We start from the raw sequence: 23,870 nt of genomic DNA on the forward strand, positions 1-23,870 counted from the left end.
TACTCCTTTCAATAACTGGAGATTTATATAGTAATTTAAATTAGTTATCTATAATTCACATACAATAATATTAAGTACCAGGTAATAATATCAGATGTTTATATCAGTTGTAAAGATGAGTTTTTATGTATATTTTGTAAAACTAGAAAAAGTGTGTTTACATTCAGTTTACATTTGTACTGTATTCTAGTTTTAGAAAGAGCAGTTTGGCTTAACACGAGGAGATGAACAGGAATGGAAGTTAGAAATGAAATGAAGAAAAAAGGAAGTTGGAGGCAGTTTTTACGCCTTATTCGAGATACAAATCCTCCGAAAGGGATTCTTGTTTTTGCATTGTTAATGAGTTTGCTTTCTACAGGAGCGAGTTTATTTATTCCGATGTTAACAAAAGGATTAGTAGATAATTTTTCGCTTTCGTCAATTAGTACAGGACAAATTGTTGGGCTAGTTGCCTTCTTTGTCATGCAAACCATTGCTGCAGGATTGTCTATTTATTTACTAAATTATATTGGGCAGAAGATTGTAGCTGGACTGAGAGAACGTTTGTGGAAAAAGGTGCTTGTTTTACCAGTATCTTATTATGATCAAAATAGAACAGGCGATACAATTAGCCGTATGACAAATGATACAGGTGTTGTGAAAACATTAATTTCTGAGCACTTGTCAAATTTATTAACAGGCGGTATTTCAATTGTTGGATCATTAATTGTATTATTTGTTTTAGATTGGAAAATGACAGCTTTACTCTTAACGGTTATTCCGTTATCTGTATTAATTTTAGTTCCTCTTGGACGAAAAATGTATAAGATTTCAAAAGCGCTTCAAGATGAAACAGCATCTTTTACAAGTGTGTTAACACAGGTGTTATCAGAAATTCGTTTAGTGAAATCTTCAAATACAGAAAAAAGAGAATATGAGACAGGTAATACAGGGATACAAAAGTTATTGCAATTTGGTTTAAAAGAAGGAAAAGTGCAAGCATTAATTTCACCAGTTATGTCGTTTGTTTTAATGGCACTGCTTGTTATTATCGTAGGCTATGGTGGAATGCGAGTTTCTAGTGGTGCATTAACAACGGGTGAACTTGTAGCATTTATTTTATATTTAGTTCAAATTATTATGCCAATGAGCCAGTTATCTATGTTCTTTACACAATTCCAAAAGGCAATTGGTGCAACGGAAAGAATTAATGCGATTTTAGAATATGAAGTAGAAGATCATGAAACTGGTGTGAAGGTTTCAAATGCTAAGCAGTCGATAGTTCTTGAAAATGTACATTTTGAGTATAACGAAGATGAGAAAGTATTGAACAATATTGATTTCACAATTGAATCTGGAAAAGTAACAGCGATTGTAGGTCCAAGTGGTAGCGGAAAAACAACTTTATTTTCATTACTAGAACGTTTTTATGAGCCAACTGGTGGTGCTATTAAATTAGGAAAAGAATCAATTACGAGCTATTCATTGCAGTCATGGCGACGTCAAATTGGTTATGTATCACAAGATAGTCCGTTAATCGATGGAACGATTCGTGATAATATTTGTTACGGTGTTGAGGGCGAAGTGACGGATGCAGAAATTGAAAAAGTAGCAGCTATGGCATATGTTGATGCATTTATTCATGATTTACCAAATGGATATGCAACAGAAGTTGGAGAGCGCGGTGTGAAGCTTTCTGGAGGACAAAGACAGCGAATTGCGATTGCCCGAGCATTACTTCGAAATCCGCAAATTCTTATGTTAGATGAAGCAACTTCAAGTCTAGATAGTAAATCCGAGTCTGTCGTTCAAAAGGCATTAAATAACTTAATGAAAGGCAGAACAACTTTGGTTATTGCACATAGGCTTTCTACGGTTGTAGATGCAGATAAAATTATCTTTATTGAAAAGGGGAACCTTACAGGAAGCGGTACGCACGATGAATTATTACGTACACATGACATGTATCGTGAGTTTGCAACGCAACAATTGAAAATTAAAGAGGGCGCATTATAAAATGAATCATCAGTGGAGATTGTACTCCACTGATGATTCATTTTTAAAAAATATAAAAGATGCTTAGTAGAAAGGAAATGGTTCCTTTGATACCTAAAATTTTAATAGTAGACGACGATCCACATATTAGAGAACTCGTTTCTGTTTTTTTAGAGCGGGAAGGCTTTCAAACATATGAGGCAATTGATGGACTAGATGCTCTTCAGAAAATAGACGAAGTAAAAGTCGATATGGTTATTCTTGATATTATGATGCCGAATATGGATGGATATGATGTATGTTTTGAATTAAGAAAATACTATGATATCCCGATTCTTATGCTAACTGCCAAAGGGGAAACATCTCAAAAAGTAAAAGGTTTTCACCTTGGAACAGATGATTATCTCGTAAAACCATTTGATCCTATAGAATTAGTAGTGAGAGTAAAGGCGTTACTGAAACGTTACCAAATTACAGTATCGCAATCGATTCAAGTTGGAAATGTACTGTTAAACCGTAAAACGTTTGAAGTGACACTGGGGGAACAAACGGTTACGTTACCGCTAAAAGAATTCGAGTTACTTTTTACATTAGGATCTAAGGCGGGAAGAACTTGTTCGAGAGAGCAATTAATTGAAGATGTATGGGGATATGATTTTGAAGGGAATGAACGTACATTAGATGTTCATATTAATCGGTTACGTGAGAAGTTCCAAGAAGAGAAGTCGAAATTTAGTATTAAAACGATAAGAGGTTTAGGGTATCGCTTAGAGGTAAGTAAATGAGAAAAAGAAAACAAATGAGTAAGTTGAAGATATTGAAAGTAATTGGAGCGGTATTAGCACTCTTTTCTTTTCTAACAATAATTTGGTCTATCGCATTTTATGTATCATCAAGTATTATAAATGCTCTTGAAGTAAACGTATCACCGTTTGTTACTTTTTTAATTAGTGATATGGTCGGTTTTGTATTTATTGTTCTTATTTGGACATTGTTTGGGATATTAATGAGGCCAAAACGACAGGCAATGATTTGGACTATTATTGAACCGATACAAAAAATTGCAAAAGGAGACTTCTCCGTAAAAATACGAAATGAAGAAAAGTATGATGGAGAAATTGGTGTACTCGTAAAAAGTATAAATGATATGACAGACGAACTGAATGCGATGGAGAAAATGCGCCAGGAATTTGTATCGAATGTTTCACATGAAATACAGTCACCATTAACTTCTATAAAAGGATTTGCTAGAGCGCTACAAGACGATAATCTTTCCGAGGAAAAAAGAAAACATTATCTTACCATTATTGAAACGGAAACGACGAGATTATCTAAGTTAAGTCAAAATTTACTGAAACTAACTCTGTTAGAATCGGAAGAGTATACACCAGAAAGAGTGACTTATCGATTAGATCAACAGTTAAAGCAAATTGTATTAAATAGTGAACCGCTCTGGGCTGAAAAAGAAATTGAGTTAGAACTTAATTTAGAGAAAGTGCATATTACTGCTGACCAAGAAAGTATGAGTCAAGTTTGGGTAAATTTAATTCATAATAGTATTAAATTTACTCCAAGTGGTGGTACGATTACAATTCAGTTAAAAGAAGACGAGGAATTCGTAGAGGTACGCATTCATGATACGGGGATTGGTATATCTGAAGAGCAGAAACAACATATTTTTGAGCGTTTTTATAAAGCAGATTCGTCCCGAAATCGTGCTTATGGAGGAAGTGGCTTAGGTTTAGCCATTGTAAAAAAAGTACTTGATCTTCATGAAGGAGAAATAAAAGTCGAGAGTGAGGAAGGAAATGGTACAGAATTTATTGTACGTATACCGAATCATGAAGAGAAATAGTGTTAGAAGGAGAATCTTCTAACACTATTTTTCTTTAAAAATACATTTACCGTTACTGCAATTATATTGATAAGCTTTTCCTTCGCTATTCATACGATATGAGTAATCGGATTCTTTATCTTTCTTAAAGTCAACGTACGCTTCCGCACCGTTTTTATCGTCATCTATATCAATGAATTGAACGTGTCGTATAGAATAATCTTTCTTTTCTCTTAAACCTCTTCCTTGCAAGTTTGTATGAATACCATCCACTAACTGGTCAAACAACGACCAGTTTAAATTAAGATGTTCAAATGACTCAGTATGTCTTCCTAAAATACCGTTGTCTTGTATTATTTTTTTATTATCATCGTATGTATAAGAGTATGTAAAATATGGTTCGTCTTTATATACTACTGTTGCATAATAGCCAATATTATAAATGGGAGTATATTTTCCGGTTATGTTTTGTATTTCTTCTTGCTTATACCCTTTTTTAGTATGGAGATAATCGCTAGTATCTTTTTCTATTACTTTATAATTTAGTGGATTACCAAATATAAAGTACAGGGCAAACAATATGATACATAGTCCGGCTGCAGTTAGTACCAAGAACCATTTTTTTCTTTTCATACACATACACTCTCCTATGCTGGATTTGTTTTTATTTTACATGAATAATGGTAAAAAGATGAAACTTATAAATGAAAACTTTCAATAGTTACCTACAAGTAACCTACGCACATGAAAGTGCATCATTGCCTTTTTACATAAACATAGATACACTTTTAATATGATAAACAACAGAGAAGATTAAGGAGTGTTATACTTGGCAGAATTATTACAAGGTAAAAATGCTTTAATTACAGGAGCAGGTAGAGGTATTGGTCGTGCTGTAGCGATCGCATTAGCGAAAGAAGGCGTAAATGTAGGTCTTTTAGCTCGTTCAGAAGAAAACTTAAAAGCTGTAGCGAAAGAAGTGGAAGCAGAAGGCGTAAAAGCTGTTATTGCGACTGCTGATGTATCTTCGTATGAAGAGGTAACGACTGCAATTGAAACGTTAAAAAACGGTTTAGGGTCTATCGATATTTTAATTAATAACGCTGGTATTTCTAAATTTGGTAAGTTTTTAGAATTAGACGTTGCTGATTGGGAAAAAATCATTCAAGTAAACTTAATGGGTGTATACTATGCGACTCGTGCCGCTTTACCAAGCATGATTGAACAACAATCTGGTGATATTATTAATATTTCATCTACAGCAGGACAAAAAGGCGCGCCTGTAACAAGTGCATATAGTGCTTCTAAATTTGGTGTTCTTGGCTTAACAGAATCGTTAGCGATGGAAGTTCGTAAACATAACATTCGTGTAACGGCTTTAACTCCAAGTACAGTAGCAACTGATATGGCTGTAGATTTAGGATTAACTGATGGAAATCCGGATAAAGTAATGCAAGCAGAAGATATTGCAGAGTTTATCGTAGCACAGCTGAAATTAAATAAACGTACATTTATTAAATCAGCAGGACTTTGGTCTACTAATCCGTAAGGGCTACATGTATTAACAAAGAAGGGACATCTATTCTGTAATGGAGTGGGTGTTCCTTCTTTATTTTTTGTATATAAAACGGAATTTTCGGTATAATCAAGTGTGAATGGTAGAAAAGCATAAAAAAACTTTAAGGGGATGGTATATACATGAGTACGATTGAGAAATGGTCGGCTGTTGATCAATATATGAGTGATGTATTAATACCACAAGATTCTACATTAGAAGAAGTCCTTCAAGCGAATGCTGCAGCAAATTTGCCAACACATGATGGATGTATCGCCAACGCAAGGGAATTTTTTACAACTATTAGTACAAATTCAAGGGGCTCGTAACATTTTAGAGATTGGTACTTTAGGTGGATATAGCACGATATGGCTTGCAAGAGCATTGCCATCTGGAGGGCGCATTGTTACATTAGAAGCAAGTGAAAAGCATGCCGAAATTGCACGTAGCAACATTGAACGTGCCAATTTGAATGATAAAATTGAAATACGAACAGGATTAGCACTACATTCTTTACAGCAAATAGAAAATGAGAAGTATGAACCATTTGATTTTATTCCGCATTAACGGGCAGTAAGACTCCCACCTCAAAGGTAGGCTGGAGCAAAGAAGTTAGGTGGGAGATTAACTGCCCGTAAACGCCCGATTGGTTCAACCAATAATCAGTGGGGATAAACAAAATAATCCGACTTATTTTTGAATGGGCACTGAAACTATCACGCCCTAGTACCGTAATTATTGGGAATAACGTAGTACGTGAAGGAGAAGTTATTGACAATACTAGCAGTGATTACAAGGGATACGTCGTTTCTATGAATTGATAGCTGCAGAGCCGCGTGTAAGTGCTACAGCGCTTCAAACTGTCGGAAGTAAAGGATATGATGGATTTGTAATGGCAGTCGTAAAAAAATGATGTAAGGGGATAAATAGAATGAAAAAGATGTTTGAAAAATTATAACGTGTAGCGTGTACATTACAGTTAACTCGTGGGCCTCCTATATACATAACACTATATTTTATATTAAAAAATTGGAGGTTTGTAAGTAGATGAGAACTGAAAAAGAAATGTTAGACTTAATTATAAATACAGCAAAAGAGGATGAAAGAATCCGAGCAGTCATCATGAATGGATCACGTGTAAATCCAAATGTGAAAAGAGATTGTTTTCAAGACTATGATATTATGTATGTTGTAAAAGATATGCAATCGTTTACGTCTAATCATAATTGGATTCATAGATTTGGAGAAATAATGATTGTCCAAATGCCGGAAGAAATGTCGTTACTTCCAGCAGATGAAGACGGTAAGTTTCCATATTTAATGCAGTTTATTGATGGGAATCGGATTGATTTAACGTTAGTTCCAGCTGAATTAATACATACATTCGTTGGACAAGATAGTTTAAGTAAACTGCTTCTTGATAAAGATAATTGTCTGGAAGAATTCCCACCAGCAAGCGATAAAGATTACTTAGTAAAAAAGCCTACAGAAAAAGAGTTTTTAGATTGCTGTAATGAATTTTGGTGGTGCAGTACAAATGTAGGAAAAGGGTTATGGCGCGAGGAGCTTACTTATGCGAAAGGAATGCTTGAAGGTCCAATGCGAGATATGTTGGTTGTAATGCTAGAGTGGCATATTGGTATGAAAACAAAGTTTACAGCTAATGCTGGGAAGTTTGGGAAGTATTTCGAACAATATGTTGAAAAAGATGTCTGGGAGCAGTTTAAAAGGACATTTTCAAATGCAGAGTATGAAAATATTTGGGATTCATTTTTCATAATGGGTGATTTATTTAGGAAAGTTGCGAACGAAATTGCTAACACTTATGAATATCAATATCCGCAAGATGATGATGACAAAGTGACGAGTTATTTAAAGTATGTAAGAAAATTACCGAAAGATAGTAAAGTAATTTATTAAGTATATAAATCAGTAAGACTGTCCTAATTACGGACAGTCTTATTTTTGTTCAGGAATCAGAATTTCTCTAACAAAGTACAGATGAAACACATATGAAATTTTAGGGAGGTTTTTATCATGTATTATTTTTATTCACCAGAAATGTTCGTTCCATTTCCTTTAGGGCTAGAACGCAATATTTCGTACGCTTATATGCCATATCATTCATTTTATTATGGAGACTATGTAAATGCGCTACCATACGCATTACATGTTCCTCAAAATTATGAAGCACAAATGAAAGAAGAGGATCGTGGATCATGGACACCATTTTCATGGGTCGAAAAATATGCGTATGCATTTTCAGGACCATACAATAAAGCGGAAGTAGCTCTTACATTTGATGATGGACCAGATTTAGTATTTACGCCAAAAATTTTAGATAAGTTAAAACAACATAATGTGAAAGCTACTTTTTTCTTGCTCGGTGAAAATGCAGAAAAGTTTCCGAATGTAGTAAAGCGTATTGCAAACGAAGGGCATGTAATTGGTAATCATACGTATAGTCATCCAAATTTAGCGAAAGTAAATGAGGCTGAGTACCATAATCAAATTATAAAAACGGAAGAAATATTAAATCGGTTAGCTGGTTATGCACCGAAGTTTATACGTCCGCCTTACGGTGAAATACTTGAAAATCAATTGAAGTGGGCAACAGAGAAAAATTTTATGATTGTACAGTGGAGTGTTGATACGGTTGATTGGAAAGGTGTAAGTGCTGATACGATTACAAATAATGTGCTAGGGAATTCATTTCCAGGTAGTGTCATACTTCAGCATTCAACACCAGGTGGGCATTTACAAGGATCTGTAGATGCGCTAGACAAAATCATTCCACAGTTGAAAACGAAAGGAGCGCGCTTTGTAACACTTCCAAGTATGTTCCAGACATCTAAAGAGAGAAAATGAAAATGTTAATAATTGGAACTTGGGTGATTATATAGTATAATGAAGGTATAAATTAGGGGGTGGATATAATTGTTGTATGCACTAGTAAACATAGGAATAAGCATGTTAATCGGTATTATATTTATACTTGCCGCACGTATTCTTCAAAAAAATCCACCGAAAGATATTAACGCAGCATATGGTTATCGTACGAAACGGTCTATGAAAAATAAGAAGTTATGGGATGCAGGTAACAAGTATAGTGCAGAAGTGATGAAGAAAAACGGATTCATCATGATATTAATTGGAAGTGTTATTAGTATACTGTTTAGATATCCCCATACAACGTTAGCGATAATGATCTTTATGTTAGTACTAATCATTCGCTTATTCATACGAGTAGAGAAAAGTTTGAAGACACTTGAGCAATAATGAAAAATAGGACTCCCGGCCAATATAGGTAGGGAGTCCTATTCTATTTATTAATCATTATTTTTTAGTAATTCTTTTCCTTTTTCAACAACAAGTTCATAGTATGTAAGATCATAAGGATAAATATCTTCAATTGTTATTGTAATTGGTTTATTGTTTAAAACAGAAATAGCCGAAAAAGATGAAATCTCTCTTTTTAATAGTTGTAGAAAAGCAGTTGCATGTACTTTCATCACATCGTCTACTTCATCACCTGGTGCAAATGGAAGAGGCTTTATTACGTTGTGAAAATACATATGACAAAACTCACGATCAGTAAGATCTGAAATTTCATAATCTATTTTATAGATTCCTTTGTATGCTAAATCAGTCCTTTGAAAGGAAAGCCCCAATTCTTCTTCAATTTCACGAAGGCCGCCAATTTGTACATCTTCATCATGCATAATATGTCCAGCTGAAGTAATATCCCATATACCCGGAGCTTCTTTTTTATTTTTAGAGCGTAATTGGAAATATAAGAACATATCTTCATCATCTTTTTCTATAAACCAGCAATGGAATGTTTCGTGCCAATCACCGTCACGATGCACTTCATCACGTAATTTCTTTCCAAGTGTATTTTTTTCAGAATCAAATATCGTTAACCACTCTGTCATTTTAATTCCCCTTTCTGCAAATTTTATTATACAATATTTGTATTGAATTTTGGGAAAATAAAGAAAAAAGGGGTGGTTGTAAATGGGGATAGAAAGTAAGGAAATAAAATCGATTATTTCAACAGAGGAAGAATTACGACAAATATTGGGGCAACCAAGTGAGAGAGCTTTGAAAAAAGTTATTTCATCACTTGATCATCATTGTGTAGATTTTCTGTCTAAATCTCCTTTTCTAGTATTATCTACTGCAAATAAATTAGGAGAGTGTGATGCTTCGCCAAGAGGGGATGCACCTGGATTTGTATATGTATTGAATAAAAATAAAATTATCATTCCGGAAAGGCCGGGCAATCGTCGTATAGACTCCATTTTAAATATTATTTCAAATCCGCACGTAGGGTTAATCTTTTTTATTCCTGGTCTTGGGGAAACACTCCGAATAAACGGTAAAGCATATATTACAAACGATGAAGAAATTTTGAAAGAGATGCAGGCGAATGGACGTAATCCGTTACTTGGAATTGTTGTTGAAATAGAAGAATGCTACATTCATTGTGCAAAAGCTTTTATTCGTTCTAAGATGTGGGATCCAGAATCTTGGTTAAATACAAAAGGGTTACCTTCAGCAGCAAAAATGTTGTTGGAGCATGCGAAAGTGAATACTTCAGAAGAAGATGTTGCACGTTCTTTAGAAGAAAGTTATACGAAAAGATTGTATTAAAAATCCTTTATTAGTATAGTTTTAAAAGGAAGAGATCTACTCGTTTTAGAATGGAATACTTTTATGTGAAACATTAATTTACAAGTTGGGAAATTACGAAATAAGTAAATAGATTGGCCGGTATAAAATATTATTGTGAAATATAATAAAAAATGATCTTGAAAATAGTTAATAAAAATAGGCTTGCTTTTTAAAAATTTGATAACTATAATAAGTTAACAAATAGACATGAACGAAAAAGTAATGACAAGGACACGAAATCATTTTTACGGTTTACAGAGAGGGAAGCCAAGGGTGTGAGCTTCCTAACACGAGAAATGATTTTACCACCTTTGAACTTCAATAGTGAACGAGTAATCTAGTAATTATTGACGGTATCAGCCGTTATCTGAACTTGAGCAATCTAGGAGGAGATACGTCTAGATTGGAACAAGGGTGGAACCACGAAAACACATTCGTCCCTTTCCTAGGGATGAGTGTGTTTTTTTACGGCCTTAGAGATTGAAAATTTTAAATAATTAAAAAATGGTATTGATTTTGTTTTTTATGCGAGTATAATGAGTTAACAAATAAACATGAACGAAAAAGTAACGATAAGGACACGAAATCATTTTTACGGTTTACAGAGAGGGAAGCCAAGGGTGTGAGCTTCCTAACACGAGAAATGATTTTACCACCTTTGAACTTCAATAGTGAACGAGTAATCTAGTAATTATTGACGGTATCAGCCGTTATTTGAACTTGAGCAATCTAGGAGGAGATACGTCTAGATTGGAACAAGGGTGGAACCACGAAAACACATTCGTCCCTTTCCTAGGGATGAGTGTGTTTTTTTTATCCCGCATTAACGGTCAGTAAGACTCCCATCTCAAAATTTGGCAGATGCGAGGGAGTTAGATGGGAGATCAACTGTCCGTAAAAGCCCGATTGGTTCAACTAATAATCAGTGAGGAATGGACAAAATCTCCACTGATTAAAGTTTCACTTTATTACTTTGAAAGGAGGTGCTGTAACATGAAACGATTCGTACGTACGGAAATGACCACCACCTGCATGATTAAAAAGCAGAACAAGGTGATTGATAGAGATAAAAAAATAAAATTGTAGGAGGAGATTAGAAGATGCATAACGTTATTAATGTTGGGGTGTTAGGATTAGGTACAGTCGGAAGTGGTGTTGTCCACATTTTGAAAGAACATTATAAAAAAATCGCACTTGATACAGGATACGAAGTGAAAGTAAAAACAGTCGTTGTACGTGATTTGGAAAAAGAACGCGATGTTTGTATTGATGGAATTGCAGTAACAAGTCATGCAGATGAAGTTCTAAATGATCCAAATATTGATATTGTAGTAGAGGTAATGGGCGGAATTGAAGAAGCAAAACAGCATATTGTGAAGGCTTTACGAAATAAGAAGCATGTCGTAACAGCAAATAAAGATTTAATGGCTGTATACGGTGCGGAACTTCTTCAATTAGCGAACGTAAATGATTGTGATCTATGTTATGAGGCAAGTGTAGCGGGTGGCATTCCAGTGTTAAGAGGATTAACAGACGGATTAGCTTCAGATCAAATTGAAAAAATAATGGGAATTGTAAATGGAACAACAAATTACATGTTAACAAAGATGAGTCAAAATGGATGGTCGTATGAAGAGGCTTTACAGGAAGCACAAAAATTAGGATTCGCAGAATCAGATCCGACAGCAGATGTAGATGGACTAGATGCGGCGAGAAAGGTAGCGATCCTTGCGAATTTAGGGTTTTCGATGAATGTTTCATTAGATGATGTGCAAGTGAGAGGGATTCGAAAGGTTGAAAAAGAAGATTTACAAATGGCTGAAAAGTTAGGATTTACTATGAAACTAATTGGTAAAGCGGAGAAACAAGGATCAGCTATTCATTTAAGTGTAGAACCGACTCTTTTACCAAGCCGTCATCCGTTATCAAATGTAAATAATGAATTTAATGCAGTGTATGTTCACGGTCAAGCAGTAGGGGAAGTGATGTTTTACGGACCTGGAGCTGGGAAGTTACCGACTGGCTCTGCTGTAGTAAGTGATATTATTTCGATCGTTAAAAATATGAATCAAGTTCCGAAAAATAAAAGTGCGTTAAAAGAACCAGTGCCGTATGAATTACAAGGAGATGAAGAAGTTGTTTCGAAATACTTCTTACGTATTTCATTACAAGATGAGCCAGGGATGTTGCGGAAAGTAACAGAATGTTTCGTTAATTATTCTGTAAGTTTAAAAGAAGTGATTCAATTACCTTTGAATCGTGAGCTTGCAGAAGTCGTTGTTGTGACACATCAAACTTCAAAATATCAATTCGAAAAAGTTTTAGGAGCAATAGAAGCTGTCGCAAGTGAAATAAAGAGTTATTACATTATTGAGGAGGAAAAACAATATGTATAAAGGACTATTAAAACAGTATGCTGCTTATTTACCAGTGAATGAAAACACACCTGATGTCAGTTTAATGGAAGGGAATACACCTCTAATTCCATTATTAAATATATCAAAACAATTAGGGATTCACTTATATGGTAAGTATGAAGGAGCGAATCCAACAGGTTCTTTTAAAGATCGTGGTATGGTAATGGCGGTTGCTAAAGCGAAAGAAGAAGGTTCTGAGGCAATCATTTGTGCATCAACAGGTAATACATCGGCAGCGGCTGCAGCATATGCGGCACGCCTCGGAATGAAATGTATTATCGTAATCCCGGAAGGAAAGATTGCGCATGGAAAATTAGCGCAAGCAGTCGCTTATGGAGCTGAAATCATTTCAATAGAAGGAAATTTTGATGATGCACTTAAGGCTGTAAGAAACATTGCTGCAGAAGAGCCAATTACATTAGTAAACTCAGTGAACCCTTATCGAATTGAAGGGCAAAAAACAGCAGCGTTTGAAATTTGTGACCAGTTGCAAAAAGCGCCAGATGTTCTCGCTATTCCTGTTGGGAATGCAGGGAATATTACAGCATACTGGAAAGGGTTCTGTGAATATGAGAAAGAAAAAGGCTACAAAAAGCCAAGAATTCACGGCTTTGAAGCGGAAGGAGCAGCTGCAATTGTAAAAGGACATGTAATTGAAGAACCTGAAACAATTGCAACAGCTATACGTATCGGTAACCCAGCGAGTTGGTCATATGCAGTAGAGGCTGCTGAGCAGTCTCGAGGCGAGATAGATATGGTATCAGATGAGGAAATATTACATGCGTATAGATTGTTAGCAAAAACGGAAGGGGTTTTCGCTGAGCCAGGATCAAATGCTTCATTAGCTGGCGTAATGAAACATGTTCAATCTGGAAAAATCAAAAAAGGAGAAACAGTAGTTGCGGTATTAACTGGAAATGGTTTGAAAGATCCTGATATCGCAATTTCTTCTAATAAATTAGATATTGCAAGTGTTTCAAATGATATAGAACAAATTAAAGAACATATAAAAGGGGTGATTATGTCGTGATACCATTGAGAGTACGTGTGCCTGCTAGTACAGCAAATGTTGGACCTGGATTTGATTCAGTTGGAATAGCTTTGTCATTGTATTTAGAGGTTGTTGTAAAGGGCACAGCTGATAAATGGCAAGTAATACATTCCTTTGAAGATTCAATTCCGACAGATGATAAAAATTTAATCGTTAGCACGGCATGTAAAGTATGTCCTTCTTTATCACCCCATATAATAGAGGTTACTAGTAATATTCCGCTAACAAGAGGACTAGGAAGTAGTGCCTCAGCGATTGTAGCAGGAATAGAGCTTGCGAATCAACTTGCTAATTTGAACTTAACGACTGATCAAAAGGTTCAAATTGCTACAAATTTTGAAGGGCATCCAGATAATGTTGCAGCTTCTATATTAGGTGGAACTGTAATCGGAGCACTTGATGGAAAGAATGTTTCAGTTGTAAGGATTGAAAGTAAGGAATTAGGCGTAATTTCTCTTATTCCAAATGAAGAGCTAAATACAGATGAAAGTCGATCTGTATTACCAGAAATGTTTCCGTTTCATGAAGCAGTTAAAGCTAGTGCGATAAGCAACGTATTAGTAGCAGCATTATGCCAAAAGCGGTGGGAAGTTGTAGGTGAAATGATGGAAAGAGATCATTTTCACGAGCCATATCGTTTAGAACTCGTACCGTTATTACCATCTATTCGTAAATGTGCAAAAGAATTCGGTGCGTACGGCACAGCACTTAGCGGTGCGGGACCATCTATTTTTATATTAACGCCGTATGAGAAACGTCAAGAAATCGCTGAGCAATTAGCGAAAGTATTTACAGCTATGAAAGTATGTGAGCTTGAAATCGATCATAAAGGGATTTCTGTAAATAAGGAAGAACATATTGGATTATAAAAAAAGCTAGCATCGCTAGCTTTTTTTTGCTGTAAATATATTTTAAATCAGCATATAAAATGAAAATGAGTATTGTATAATTCAGTAAAGAGCGTATTAATTTTGGAGGTGATTATATGAGTTCAAAAGAGTCACCAGAAGAAAAAAGAGAACACATAAGACAAAGTGAGTTAAAAAATAACCCTACCGGTTCTTTGAATGATGGGCTCAATAGAGCGGAATCAGGTAGCCTTGTTGATATGACAGGGGGCATGAATTGGAAAGGTACAGGGATATTAATTTTAGTGTTAGTTTTAGGATATATTATATACACTTACTTTTTCAGTTAAGGAAAGCCTAGCGAAACTTTAATTTGTTTATTTGCATTATTTGTGAAAATAAAAAACAAGGATTAAAGTCCCGCTGTATTACATATTAAAAAATAAATTATAGTTATTTGAGAACTTTTTATACTCATAATAGAGTTAGCATTATGCTAGCTCTATTATTTTTTGCCATATTCCTGTAACAAATCCCCTGTATATTCAGGGATGGAGGTGCAGGAGATGAAAAAAATGATAGCGATATGTCTTCTTACAACTATGTCATTTTCGACTTTAGTCGGGTGTGATGTAAAAGGTAATAATGCTGTACAAGAGTCTAAAATAAAGAAAGCGACGTATAAAGATTTTACTTACGATGTAAATCCAGAGACTTTCACGTTAACTGTAGAACATGATGGTGTAAAGGAACAGGCATCACGAGCTCTGCCGAAAATGAAGGTGTCGAATGTAAAAAAAGATAAGGATCGTATGTCGTGGGAATATCCAGATCAAAAAGTAAAAGTAAACTTAGAAAAGAAAAAAGACCACTTAAATATTGAAGTAGAATCGATTGGTGCAGAAAGCTTTACATGGCCGAAAGTACAGGCTGAAAATTATACACTTCCGTTATGGGAAGGTAAACAAATTCCAAGTAATGATGAGAATTGGAAGAAGTTTTTAAAGGATGATGCATATTCATTTGCTGAATCATTTTCTATGAAGTTTTTTGCATTAAATGGTTCGAAATATTCCATTGTATATATTGCGAATAATATATTTAATAATGAAGTGAAATTTCATTCGGATCCGAAAATAGGGTTTGATTTTATACATGAATTCCCGAGTATAAATAAAAATAAAACATATGGTTTTCAATTATATGTCACAAATACTGATGCAGTAAGTATTGCTAAGCTGTATAAGGATAACATTATGGAAAAAGGTGAATTTAAAACATTACAAGAAAAGGCAAGAAGAAATAAAGAAATTGAAAAACTTTATGGAGCGGCTCATTTTTATTTTTGGAATCAAAATGGTTTATCAGCAAGTAATGTAAATTGGCCGAAGTTAAGAGAGCAAATAAATAGCCCAGTGTTTAGCCATATAAAAGAGCTTATTCAAAAAAATAGTTCAGAGCCTGGGGAATTAAATGTATTTGAGCAAGTAAGTAAACAAGATTTCATTGATAAGTATCAAAAAAATGTTATTTTGCGTTATGTAAACGAAGTGTTATCAATGAAGGAATTGTATAAAGAGGATATTTTCCCGAAAGTTGATCAGGAGGCTAGTGAGTTATTAAAAAAAGGTATAGATCACTTATCGAAAGCAGAACTGTATAGCTTAAATAAGCATTTATTAAAGTCAGTACTTGGTGATTCAGTTGAAGATATAAATAAGTGGGGAAACGCAGATGGAACGGATATAATAAAGGAAATGAAAGAAGAAGGGATAGACAAAGCTTGGATTGGTCTACCGAACTGGGAACAAGGATTTATGCAACCTAATTTTGTTACAGAAGCTAAGAAAATGGGATATTTAGTTGGTCCGTATGATTCTTATCATTCCATTCATGAGAAAGGTGATAAAAATTGGAACACAGCGTCCTTTAATGATCCATCGTTATATGAAGAGGCAACTGTAACGAAGAAAAATGGAGAAAAGGTGCAAGGGTTTTTAGGTAGAGGGCGAAAACTAAATCCAACATTATCACTTCCTAGTGTAAAAGAACGAATGAACGATATATTGCAAAATGGTCCTAAATATAATTCATGGTTTATCGATTGTGATGCAACGGGTGAAATTTATGATGACTATTCATCAAAACATGTAACGACACAGGAACAAGATTTAAAAGCAAGATTACAACGAATGGATTATATTGCCCAAGAAAAAGGTATGGTAGTTGGCTCTGAGGGCGGAAATGATTTTGCCAGTAGTACGATTGCATTTGCTCATGGAATTGAAACGCCAGTTATTAAATGGGACGATGCAGATATGCGGAAAAACAAAACAAGCCCGTATTATGTCGGTGGATATTATTCACCAAATCAAAATGTTCCAGAAAAATATGCAAAACAAGTACCATTGAAAGAAGAATATAAACAAGTATATTTAAATCCAGTATATTCGCTTCCTTTATATAAATTAGTATACAACAATTCCGTCATTACAACGCATCACTGGGAATGGGGAAGTTTGAAAGTGAAAGATGAGGTAGGAAGCCGTATGCTATATGAGTTATTGTATAATGTTCCTCCTTTGTACCATTTAGATGAAGTAGAGTGGAATCAGCATAAAAAAGAAATTACAGAGCATCTGAAAGTTTGGAATGAAGTTCATAAAAAGGCAGTAAAAGAAGAAATGACAAACTTTGCATACTTGTCAGAAGATAAGCTAGTACAATCTACTTCATATGGAAAAGATATTAAAATTATTGTGAATTTCTCAAATGAAGATGTGGAAATAGAAAAAACGAAATTAAAAGCAAAGACTGCTTTAATTTATAATAATGGGAAGAAAATCATGTATACGCCGTTGGCGAAACAATAATGTGAAATATAACTGTATGAATAGAGAGTTACTAACTAACTTGACTCACTATTTTGTTCGTTCTTTCAGTTGAAAGTCAGATTATTTGAAATGAAAAGGTTGATAAATCTGTAATTTCGAATGTTACGAAGTGCTAAATTTTTGAAGTTAGTAAATAGTGACTTGCCAAAAATAAGTACGAGAGTATAATGTGAAATGGAATATATATTGAATCCACAATGTAACCTTACAAATTTGTAAGGTAATTGAAAGGAAATTCAATATGAAGATTACTAGACATACATTATACTAGGGAAAGAGAAAGAGAGGCGAGTGGGTATGAGCTCTGAATTAGAACAAAATATGAGAAGTAATAAGAAGCGTTCTAAAAGAAAGTCAATAAAGTGGTTTATAATAATTCCATTGTTCTTGCTTGTTTTTGGTGGAGTAGGATATGGGTCGTTAATATATAATAAAGCAAAAGCGGTTGTAAGTGATGCATATGCACAAATTGATAAATCATCAAAACGTGATAAAGAAGTGGAACCTTTAAAGGATAATATCTCAATTTTAATTATGGGTGTAGACGGTAGTGAAATGCGGAAAAGTCAATATGGTGAAGCGGTTCGAACGGATGCACTTTTATTAGCAACAATTAATAAAGATGATAAATCTGTTAAATTAGTTAGTATTCCGCGTGATTCACGTGTTTATATTCCATCTAGAAAAAAATTAGATAAAATTACGCATGCACATGTATTTGGTGGTGTTGAAAGTACACGAGATACTGTGGAAAGATTTTTAAATGTTCCAGTTGATTATTATGTGAAGTTTAACTTTGAGTCATTTGTTCAAATTGTAGATTCACTAGGTGGTATTGATATTGATGTACCTGTTACGTTCACAGAGCAAGATAGTAAAGACCAAGCAGGTATGATTCATTTAGAAAAAGGTTTCCAACATTTAAATGGAGAACAGGCACTTGCACTTGCAAGAACACGTAAAATTGATAGTGATGCAATGCGCGGACAGAGACAACAACTTGTAATAGAAGCAATTGCGAAAAAAGCAATGTCTGTTCAATCAATTAGCAAAATGGGCTCTCTACTTGATGCAGTTGATAAAAACATGAAAACAAACTTAACATTTGATGATATGCTTGCTATTACGAAAAACATGGCAGGATCGGATCTACAAATGGAAAAGATGCAAATTGAAGGTACTGATAAACGTATTGGTGGTATTTATTATTACATTCCAAATGAAAAAAATGTGAAAGATATTTCAAATAAACTGAATCAACATCTAGGTGTAACGCCAAAATCAGTTCTAAATGAAAAGTAAAAAAGATTGGCCTTTGCCAATCTTTTTTTATGGAAATGGATTTGTAACTTTTCTGTAACGATTTTTTATTCTAGAAAAATTATACTCATATGTATGAGATTATTGGATAAGCAAAAAGTAAAGATAAATACTGTTATAAGGAAAGATAACATATGCAAAAATGGATAAGCATTATGGGAATCGTCTTTATATTGACTGGATGTAAAATGTCTGAAGCTCCAACCAATTTAATGGGAGCTCCTGCAAATGAAAAGTGGATTAATGAACTAAAAGAGCAAATAGATAAAGATTTGCCTGTTAATTATCGGTTGCTTACTCCAAAGTCTAATAAAGATAAACAAATGATTTGGTCAATGGATTTTAAACAAGATAATAAAAAAGAAGCCATCGTATTTTATAAATTGCCGAATGAAGATCGTAGCGTATATTTAGCTGTATATGAGGAAATCGGCTATAAGTGGAAAATAAAGTCCACGCATAAATTTGATGGTGAGGATATAGATATCGTTGAAGTCGGTGATTTTACAGGGAATGGGAAGCGAGAATTATTAATTGGAATCTCTGTAAATCGTGAATCGTTAGAACATGTTATGTATGCTTTTTCAGAAGAAAATGATGATATGAAGGAGATTTATAATCGGCGTTACACGAAGTTATTTATAGAGGATCTAAATAGAAATGGTCTTAATGATATAAGCCTTGTTACTTATGAACAAGATGAGAAGTTGACAGTTGAGCTTATTGAGCAGTTTAAGACAATATCAGAAGTTACATTTGATCCATTTATAAATAGTATTCAAAGAATACAAATGGGCCATATTTCTAAAACATTAAAGGCGATTGTAATTGATGCAGGAATTGGGGCTCATTCAGGTATAACTTATGTAGCAAAATTTGATAAGAATCATTATGAGGTACTACCTATAGATGGGAAAGAAGATTTATTCAATGAATATGTGGTGGAAAGTAAAGATGTAAATGAAGACGGTATTATTGAATTTGTTCGTACTGTACGTCCAAAAGGTTGGGAAGATAAGTCACATGGAGATAGTCCGCTCTTTGAACGTTACATACAGTGGAGTGAAGATGGAACGAAACCTATAGAAGAAAGATACATCGATATAGAAAAAGGGTATTTTGTGAAAATTCCTGAAGAGTTGATTGGGAAAATTACTATCCCAGATCAGCAGAAGGAATCAAATTCTCAAAAGTTTTTGGACGTAAATACAAATGAAATATGGCTTGAAGTCCAAATTTTTAAGCGGAAAGAATGGTTCAAAATAAAAGGATTCGAGGCAGCGGTGAAAACGGCTTCTCACGTATATGCAGTGCCGAAGCGATCAAAGTTTAAAAAAGTGAAAGCATATATAAAACCGCTAGCAGATTATCAACAAGAGTAGGGAGGTGGAAATTATGTCAACAATTTTAGTTTTAGAAGATGAAATGCCAATCCGTAGTTTTATTGTCTTAAATTTAAAGCGTGCTGGATTTTATGTATTAGAAGCTAGTACTGGAGAAGAAGCGTTACAGATTTTATGTGATCACACTGTTGATGTAGCGTTACTTGATGTCATGTTACCAGGAATTGATGGTTTTCAAGTTTGTAAAACTATTCGGGAAGAAAATAAAAAAATGGGCATTATTATGTTAACCGCACGTGTACAAGATGGAGATGTGGTGCAAGGACTAGGAATTGGTGCAGATGATTATATTACAAAACCGTTTAGTCCAGTAGAGTTAACTGCACGTATACAATCTCTATTAAGAAGAATAGAAGTGCATAAAGAAAAAACGAATACAATTACGTCTGGTCCGTTTTCGTTAAATATTATAGAAGAAAGATTATATAGAGATGGACAATTGGTTGATTTAACACCTACAGAGTATATGATTTTACAATACTTAATGAATCAATCCTCAAAGCCGGTTTCACGTGATGAAATTTTAAATATGATTTGGGGAACGAATTACGTAGGCGAGACGAAAGTCGTAGATGTAAATATGAGACGGTTACGCCAAAAGATAGAATGTAATCCATCAGAACCCGAATTTATCCTTACAGTGTGGGGAAAAGGATATGTGTGGAAGGAAAGTATAAGATGAAACGGAAAGTGACTTTATATTTTATGACGGTCATTACACTTATGCTTGTATTGTTTGAGGTAGTATTTTCGGTCTCAATTTATCGATATTATTATAATGGTATTGTGCAATATATAGAATCTCATGCGAAGACGAGTACTCGATTTTTCTCAGAATACAATTCATTATATTTTATTCGTTTGCAAGAATATAGTGGTGACATAATTAGTAGTTTTCAATTAGATGGAACGGAATTACAGTTAATTGATCGTCATGGTTCGGTTATACAATCTTCAAGTGGTGAAAAAGTAGAAGGTAAAGTGAATATCCCACAATCTTTATTGGAAGGTGAAATGTATAATCAAGTTACTACTACGAAAGATAATGAAAAACAACTAGAAGTGCTAAGCCCACTTATACATCAAGGACAAACAATCGGTGTTTTAAAATATACGACAGTATTAACACATGTGAATGCAAAGATTATTGAAATTATTATGTTTACTATTGCCGTTGGTATTGTTATTTCATGTATTGTCTTCTCAATTAGTAGACGCTTGGCAAATTCTTTTGTTGAGCCAATTGAATCTATCATTCAAGCTTCTTCACAAATCGCAGAAGGAACGTTGAAAAATAAAATTAAAGAAGATTATCCTGGTGAATTAGGTGAATTAGCACATAGTTTAAACTATATGTCTGATAAAATAGAAAAAGCGGAACAGATGAAAAATGAATTTATCGCTTCTATTTCTCATGAAATACGAACACCTTTAACAGGAATTAAAGGTTGGAGTGAGACGCTTAAAACAGTAGAACATTTAACAGAAGAAGAAATCAAGCAAGGTATGGGGATTATTTCCGGTGAGACAGACCGATTGATTCATTTAGTAGAAGAATTGTTAGATTTTTCAAGATTACAATCAAATCATTTTAATTTATATAAACAAAAGGTGCAATTGTACGATATACTAGAGGAGACGATTTGGCAATTAACTCCTAACGCTGAAAAGAAACAAATTCAATTCATTAATACTATAGAACGAATTGAATTGTTGGGAGACCGAAATAGGCTAAAGCAAATTTTCTTGAATATTATTCAAAATGCAATTAAATATTCACATGAAAATGGTACTGTATACATTGAAGCGACTAAAAATGAAGGACAAGCAGTGATAAAGGTGAAAGATGAAGGGATTGGAATTGCTAAAGAGCATTTACCATATATAGAGCAGTCTTTTTACCAGATTAATAATCATGCTGCAGGTGCAGGCCTTGGCTTAGCTATCGTAAAAAAAATGGTGGAGCTTCATAGAGGTACACTTAGTATCGTGAGTAAAGAAGGAATAGGAACAACAATTTTGATAAAACTCCCATTATAATACATATACAGTCTATTTATCACACTATTTGTGGGTAGTGAGATTCCCGCCTCAAAATTCGGCTAGAGCAAAGAAGGTAGGTGGGAAATTAACTGCTCGTAAACAATCGATTGGTGAAGGTTAATAATCAGTGGGGGATGAATACCCCCCACTGATTAAAGTTTCACTTTATATCGTGCAATAAAATAAATAGATGTATAATTATATTGGGTGATTTATATATAAGATTAATAGGGAGAGGAATTCGATAGAATGGAAAAAGCTTTTAATATGAAACGAGTAGTAGTCGTTTTAATAGCGGTTGCAGCAGTAGCTATTGGGTATTTTATGTTTCAATCAATTACTTCACCAGCAAAGGCTGTTGCAAAACAAGAAAATGTAGTACAGCTTGCAAGTGAACAATCAAAAGTTGAATTGAATAAAACGGCACCAAGTCGTTTTAATGGAAAAGAAAGAAAAGTTGCTTATCTTACATTTGATGATGGACCAGGCAAATATACGGCTGAATTATTAAATACGTTAAAACAGCATGATGCGAAGGCGACATTCTTTTTAATTGGAGCGAATGTAAAAGAGTTTCCGGATTTAGTGAAACGTGAAAATGCAGAGGGACATTATGTAGGTATGCATAGTATGACACATAATTTTGCAAAGTTATATAAAAATGGTGAATATGTAAATGAGATGAAAGAAGACCAAAGCTTAATTGCTAATATTATTGGAAAATCACCTAAATTAACACGTCCACCATATGGTTCGATGCCTGGATTAAATGAAGGCCTTCGAAATAAAGTGGTAGAAGGCGGTTTTAAAGTTTGGGATTGGACAATTGATTCATTAGATTGGAAATATAATAAAATGCAAGTTGATGCAGCTGCAGCGCAAATTGCTCAAAACGTATTAACAAATGCAACAAAACCACAAGAAGTAATTTTAATGCATGATATTCACCCGCAATCAGTCGCTGCTGTGCCAGCAATTTTAAAGGGGTTAAAAGAAAAGGGTTATGAGTTTGAAGCTTATCATGAAGAAAGTCACTTCCCAGTGAACTTCTGGCATGATAACCGTATGTAATGGAGGAATGAATGTTGAAGTATGGAAAAGTAGCATTAGTTGGAGCGTTATCAGTAGGGGTATTAACAGGTTGTTTCGGTGAAAAGCCAGAAGAAAATTTATATACAGCTTTTGAAACAGCAGCGACACAAGAAAAGTCTTTAGTTGATGAAGCGAAAAAATTAGAGGATTTAGAGAAGCAAGGTCAAGAACTATATTCTCAAATTTTACAAGAAGGTAAAGATCATAATGACGCAGTTATGAAAAAGATAGAACAAGCGACTGCAAATGTAGCTGACCGTGAAAAAGTATTGAAAAACGAAAAAGAAATGCTAGAAAAAGCGCAGAAGGAAACGAAATCCGTTCAAAGTAATATAGAAAAACTTGAAGATAAGAAAGTGCAAAAGCAAGCAAAGGCAGTTGAAGAGTCGTATAAAAAACGTTACGATGCATTCCAAAAGATGAATGAAAACTACACGAAGGCGTTAGCGACTGAAAAAGAACTGTACGAACAATTAAAGGTAAAAGAAACGAAATTAAAAGAGATTGGTGAGAAAGTTAAAACTTTTAATGAGTTAAATGGAGAAGCACAAAAGTCGAAAGAGCAGTTTAACAATTATACAAAAGAGTATAATGACAGTAAATTAGCATTTTATAAAGATGCGCAGATTAAGATTAAAGAACAGAAATAAAGAAAGTTCTTAATTGGAATATAAAGCCGAAAAAACATGTGAAAATGTTTTTTCGGCTTTTATCGTTAAATGAATAGAAAAGACTGGAATAGATATCATAAAAGAGTTATAG

The 23,870-nt window shown here is 34.2% G+C and carries 21 protein-coding genes, 2 pseudogenes and 2 other annotated features; of the genes and pseudogenes, 21 read left to right on the top strand and 2 right to left on the bottom strand.

What is annotated here, in order from left to right; genetic code table 11:
• Window positions 1-234 precede the first annotated feature (234 nt).
• From ACS2MN_RS00380 to hitS, 3 genes are all read left to right on the top strand, one after another.
• Window positions 235-1,995 (top strand): ABC transporter ATP-binding protein, encoded by a 1,761-nt coding sequence (locus tag ACS2MN_RS00380; protein WP_000453895.1) that lies wholly within the window; start codon window positions 235-237, stop codon window positions 1,993-1,995.
• An 86-nt stretch (window positions 1,996-2,081) separates the two neighbouring features.
• Window positions 2,082-2,759, top strand: a complete 678-nt coding sequence (gene hitR / locus ACS2MN_RS00385; protein WP_000612407.1) for an envelope stress response regulator transcription factor HitR — start codon at window positions 2,082-2,084, stop codon at window positions 2,757-2,759.
• Window positions 2,756-3,829, top strand: a complete 1,074-nt coding sequence (gene hitS / locus ACS2MN_RS00390) for an envelope stress sensor histidine kinase HitS (protein WP_141523600.1) — start codon at window positions 2,756-2,758, stop codon at window positions 3,827-3,829. The genes hitR and hitS overlap by 4 nt, the downstream gene beginning before the upstream one ends.
• Before the next feature lie 24 nt (window positions 3,830-3,853).
• Here the strand turns inward: hitS and ACS2MN_RS00395 are convergent, their stop codons facing one another.
• Window positions 3,854-4,447: a DUF3139 domain-containing protein gene (locus ACS2MN_RS00395; RefSeq protein WP_015000382.1), complete on the bottom strand. Its 594-nt coding sequence runs from the start codon at window positions 4,445-4,447 to the stop codon at window positions 3,854-3,856.
• A gap of 190 nt (window positions 4,448-4,637) precedes the next feature.
• On the opposite strand from ACS2MN_RS00395, the gene ACS2MN_RS00400 reads away from it, so the two are divergent.
• The 6 genes and pseudogenes from ACS2MN_RS00400 to ACS2MN_RS00425 all read left to right on the top strand — a co-directional run bounded on the left by ACS2MN_RS00400 (window position 4,638) and on the right by ACS2MN_RS00425 (window position 8,642).
• Window positions 4,638-5,357: a 3-ketoacyl-ACP reductase gene (locus tag ACS2MN_RS00400; protein WP_000818985.1), complete on the top strand. Its 720-nt coding sequence runs from the start codon at window positions 4,638-4,640 to the stop codon at window positions 5,355-5,357.
• A gap of 149 nt (window positions 5,358-5,506) precedes the next feature.
• Window positions 5,507-5,923, top strand: a pseudogene (locus ACS2MN_RS00405) (O-methyltransferase); the annotation flags it as partial.
• 110 nt (window positions 5,924-6,033) lie between these two features.
• Window positions 6,034-6,276, top strand: a pseudogene (locus ACS2MN_RS00410) (O-methyltransferase); the annotation flags it as partial.
• Between the two features lie 134 nt (window positions 6,277-6,410).
• Entirely contained in the window at window positions 6,411-7,283 is an 873-nt protein-coding gene (locus ACS2MN_RS00415; RefSeq protein WP_001258522.1) for an aminoglycoside 6-adenylyltransferase, read from the top strand.
• A 117-nt stretch (window positions 7,284-7,400) separates the two neighbouring features.
• Window positions 7,401-8,231 (top strand): peptidoglycan-N-acetylglucosamine deacetylase, encoded by an 831-nt coding sequence (locus ACS2MN_RS00420; RefSeq protein WP_000291209.1) that lies wholly within the window; start codon window positions 7,401-7,403, stop codon window positions 8,229-8,231.
• 72 nt (window positions 8,232-8,303) lie between these two features.
• Window positions 8,304-8,642: an SdpI family protein gene (locus tag ACS2MN_RS00425; protein ID WP_043322893.1), complete on the top strand. Its 339-nt coding sequence runs from the start codon at window positions 8,304-8,306 to the stop codon at window positions 8,640-8,642.
• A gap of 50 nt (window positions 8,643-8,692) precedes the next feature.
• On the opposite strand, the gene ACS2MN_RS00430 is transcribed toward ACS2MN_RS00425, so the two are convergent.
• Window positions 8,693-9,298 (bottom strand): NUDIX hydrolase, encoded by a 606-nt coding sequence (locus tag ACS2MN_RS00430; RefSeq protein WP_000141363.1) that lies wholly within the window; start codon window positions 9,296-9,298, stop codon window positions 8,693-8,695.
• A gap of 82 nt (window positions 9,299-9,380) precedes the next feature.
• Here ACS2MN_RS00430 and ACS2MN_RS00435 point away from each other — a divergent pair, with 82 nt between their 5' ends.
• The 12 genes from ACS2MN_RS00435 (at window position 9,381) to ACS2MN_RS00490 (ending at window position 23,758) form a co-directional block, all read left to right on the top strand.
• Window positions 9,381-10,019, top strand: a complete 639-nt coding sequence (locus ACS2MN_RS00435) for a pyridoxamine 5'-phosphate oxidase family protein (RefSeq protein ID WP_346994302.1) — start codon at window positions 9,381-9,383, stop codon at window positions 10,017-10,019.
• Between the two features lie 234 nt (window positions 10,020-10,253).
• Window positions 10,254-10,485: a binding site (T-box leader), on the top strand.
• A gap of 115 nt (window positions 10,486-10,600) precedes the next feature.
• Window positions 10,601-10,832: a binding site (T-box leader), on the top strand.
• A gap of 308 nt (window positions 10,833-11,140) precedes the next feature.
• Window positions 11,141-12,436, top strand: coding sequence for a homoserine dehydrogenase (locus ACS2MN_RS00440; protein WP_098805899.1), 1,296 nt, complete (start codon window positions 11,141-11,143; stop codon window positions 12,434-12,436).
• Window positions 12,429-13,487: a threonine synthase gene (gene thrC / locus ACS2MN_RS00445; protein WP_000276420.1), complete on the top strand. Its 1,059-nt coding sequence runs from the start codon at window positions 12,429-12,431 to the stop codon at window positions 13,485-13,487. Before ACS2MN_RS00440 ends, thrC begins: the two co-directional genes overlap by 8 nt.
• Window positions 13,484-14,377 (top strand): homoserine kinase, encoded by an 894-nt coding sequence (gene thrB, locus ACS2MN_RS00450; protein WP_000612653.1) that lies wholly within the window; start codon window positions 13,484-13,486, stop codon window positions 14,375-14,377. The genes thrC and thrB overlap by 4 nt, the downstream gene beginning before the upstream one ends.
• Before the next feature lie 116 nt (window positions 14,378-14,493).
• The gene (locus tag ACS2MN_RS00455; protein ID WP_000095423.1) at window positions 14,494-14,706 is read left to right on the top strand and encodes a DUF6366 family protein; all 213 of its coding nucleotides are present in this window, start codon (window positions 14,494-14,496) and stop codon (window positions 14,704-14,706) included.
• Between the two features lie 216 nt (window positions 14,707-14,922).
• Window positions 14,923-17,229 (top strand): glycoside hydrolase, encoded by a 2,307-nt coding sequence (locus ACS2MN_RS00460; protein ID WP_098805898.1) that lies wholly within the window; start codon window positions 14,923-14,925, stop codon window positions 17,227-17,229.
• A gap of 318 nt (window positions 17,230-17,547) precedes the next feature.
• Window positions 17,548-18,552, top strand: a complete 1,005-nt coding sequence (locus tag ACS2MN_RS00465) for an LCP family protein (protein WP_098226988.1) — start codon at window positions 17,548-17,550, stop codon at window positions 18,550-18,552.
• A 152-nt stretch (window positions 18,553-18,704) separates the two neighbouring features.
• Window positions 18,705-19,952, top strand: a complete 1,248-nt coding sequence (locus ACS2MN_RS00470; RefSeq protein WP_346994299.1) for a hypothetical protein — start codon at window positions 18,705-18,707, stop codon at window positions 19,950-19,952.
• 13 nt (window positions 19,953-19,965) lie between these two features.
• The gene (locus ACS2MN_RS00475) at window positions 19,966-20,655 is read left to right on the top strand and encodes a response regulator transcription factor (protein ID WP_000104235.1); all 690 of its coding nucleotides are present in this window, start codon (window positions 19,966-19,968) and stop codon (window positions 20,653-20,655) included.
• Complete coding sequence (locus tag ACS2MN_RS00480) at window positions 20,652-22,013, top strand: HAMP domain-containing sensor histidine kinase (RefSeq protein ID WP_000824522.1); 1,362 nt, start codon at window positions 20,652-20,654, stop codon at window positions 22,011-22,013. The genes ACS2MN_RS00475 and ACS2MN_RS00480 overlap by 4 nt, the downstream gene beginning before the upstream one ends.
• Before the next feature lie 252 nt (window positions 22,014-22,265).
• The gene (locus ACS2MN_RS00485; protein WP_000409398.1) at window positions 22,266-23,087 is read left to right on the top strand and encodes a peptidoglycan-N-acetylglucosamine deacetylase; all 822 of its coding nucleotides are present in this window, start codon (window positions 22,266-22,268) and stop codon (window positions 23,085-23,087) included.
• 14 nt (window positions 23,088-23,101) lie between these two features.
• The gene (locus ACS2MN_RS00490) at window positions 23,102-23,758 is read left to right on the top strand and encodes a YkyA family protein (RefSeq protein ID WP_033661263.1); all 657 of its coding nucleotides are present in this window, start codon (window positions 23,102-23,104) and stop codon (window positions 23,756-23,758) included.
• Window positions 23,759-23,870 lie beyond the last annotated feature (112 nt).

This window comes from Bacillus cereus group sp. BceL062 (assembly GCF_051780025.1).
GTDB classification, from domain to species: domain Bacteria; phylum Bacillota; class Bacilli; order Bacillales; family Bacillaceae_G; genus Bacillus_A; species Bacillus_A toyonensis.

Excerpts from the sequence above, each read along its gene's own strand:
- ACS2MN_RS00380 (WP_000453895.1), top strand. The coding sequence starts at position 235 with ATGGAAGTTAGAAATGAAATGAAGAAAAAAGGAAGTTGGAGGCAGTTT.
- hitS (WP_141523600.1), top strand. The coding sequence starts at position 2,756 with ATGAGAAAAAGAAAACAAATGAGTAAGTTGAAGATATTGAAAGTAATT.
- ACS2MN_RS00395 (WP_015000382.1), bottom strand. The coding sequence starts at position 4,447 with ATGTGTATGAAAAGAAAAAAATGGTTCTTGGTACTAACTGCAGCCGGA.
- ACS2MN_RS00415 (WP_001258522.1), top strand. The coding sequence starts at position 6,411 with ATGAGAACTGAAAAAGAAATGTTAGACTTAATTATAAATACAGCAAAA.
- ACS2MN_RS00420 (WP_000291209.1), top strand. The coding sequence starts at position 7,401 with ATGTATTATTTTTATTCACCAGAAATGTTCGTTCCATTTCCTTTAGGG.
- ACS2MN_RS00430 (WP_000141363.1), bottom strand. The coding sequence starts at position 9,298 with ATGACAGAGTGGTTAACGATATTTGATTCTGAAAAAAATACACTTGGA.
- ACS2MN_RS00435 (WP_346994302.1), top strand. The coding sequence starts at position 9,381 with ATGGGGATAGAAAGTAAGGAAATAAAATCGATTATTTCAACAGAGGAA.
- ACS2MN_RS00440 (WP_098805899.1), top strand. The coding sequence starts at position 11,141 with ATGCATAACGTTATTAATGTTGGGGTGTTAGGATTAGGTACAGTCGGA.
- thrC (WP_000276420.1), top strand. The coding sequence starts at position 12,429 with ATGTATAAAGGACTATTAAAACAGTATGCTGCTTATTTACCAGTGAAT.
- ACS2MN_RS00455 (WP_000095423.1), top strand. The coding sequence starts at position 14,494 with ATGAGTTCAAAAGAGTCACCAGAAGAAAAAAGAGAACACATAAGACAA.
- ACS2MN_RS00460 (WP_098805898.1), top strand. The coding sequence starts at position 14,923 with ATGAAAAAAATGATAGCGATATGTCTTCTTACAACTATGTCATTTTCG.
- ACS2MN_RS00465 (WP_098226988.1), top strand. The coding sequence starts at position 17,548 with ATGAGCTCTGAATTAGAACAAAATATGAGAAGTAATAAGAAGCGTTCT.
- ACS2MN_RS00470 (WP_346994299.1), top strand. The coding sequence starts at position 18,705 with ATGCAAAAATGGATAAGCATTATGGGAATCGTCTTTATATTGACTGGA.
- ACS2MN_RS00475 (WP_000104235.1), top strand. The coding sequence starts at position 19,966 with ATGTCAACAATTTTAGTTTTAGAAGATGAAATGCCAATCCGTAGTTTT.
- ACS2MN_RS00480 (WP_000824522.1), top strand. The coding sequence starts at position 20,652 with ATGAAACGGAAAGTGACTTTATATTTTATGACGGTCATTACACTTATG.
- ACS2MN_RS00485 (WP_000409398.1), top strand. The coding sequence starts at position 22,266 with ATGGAAAAAGCTTTTAATATGAAACGAGTAGTAGTCGTTTTAATAGCG.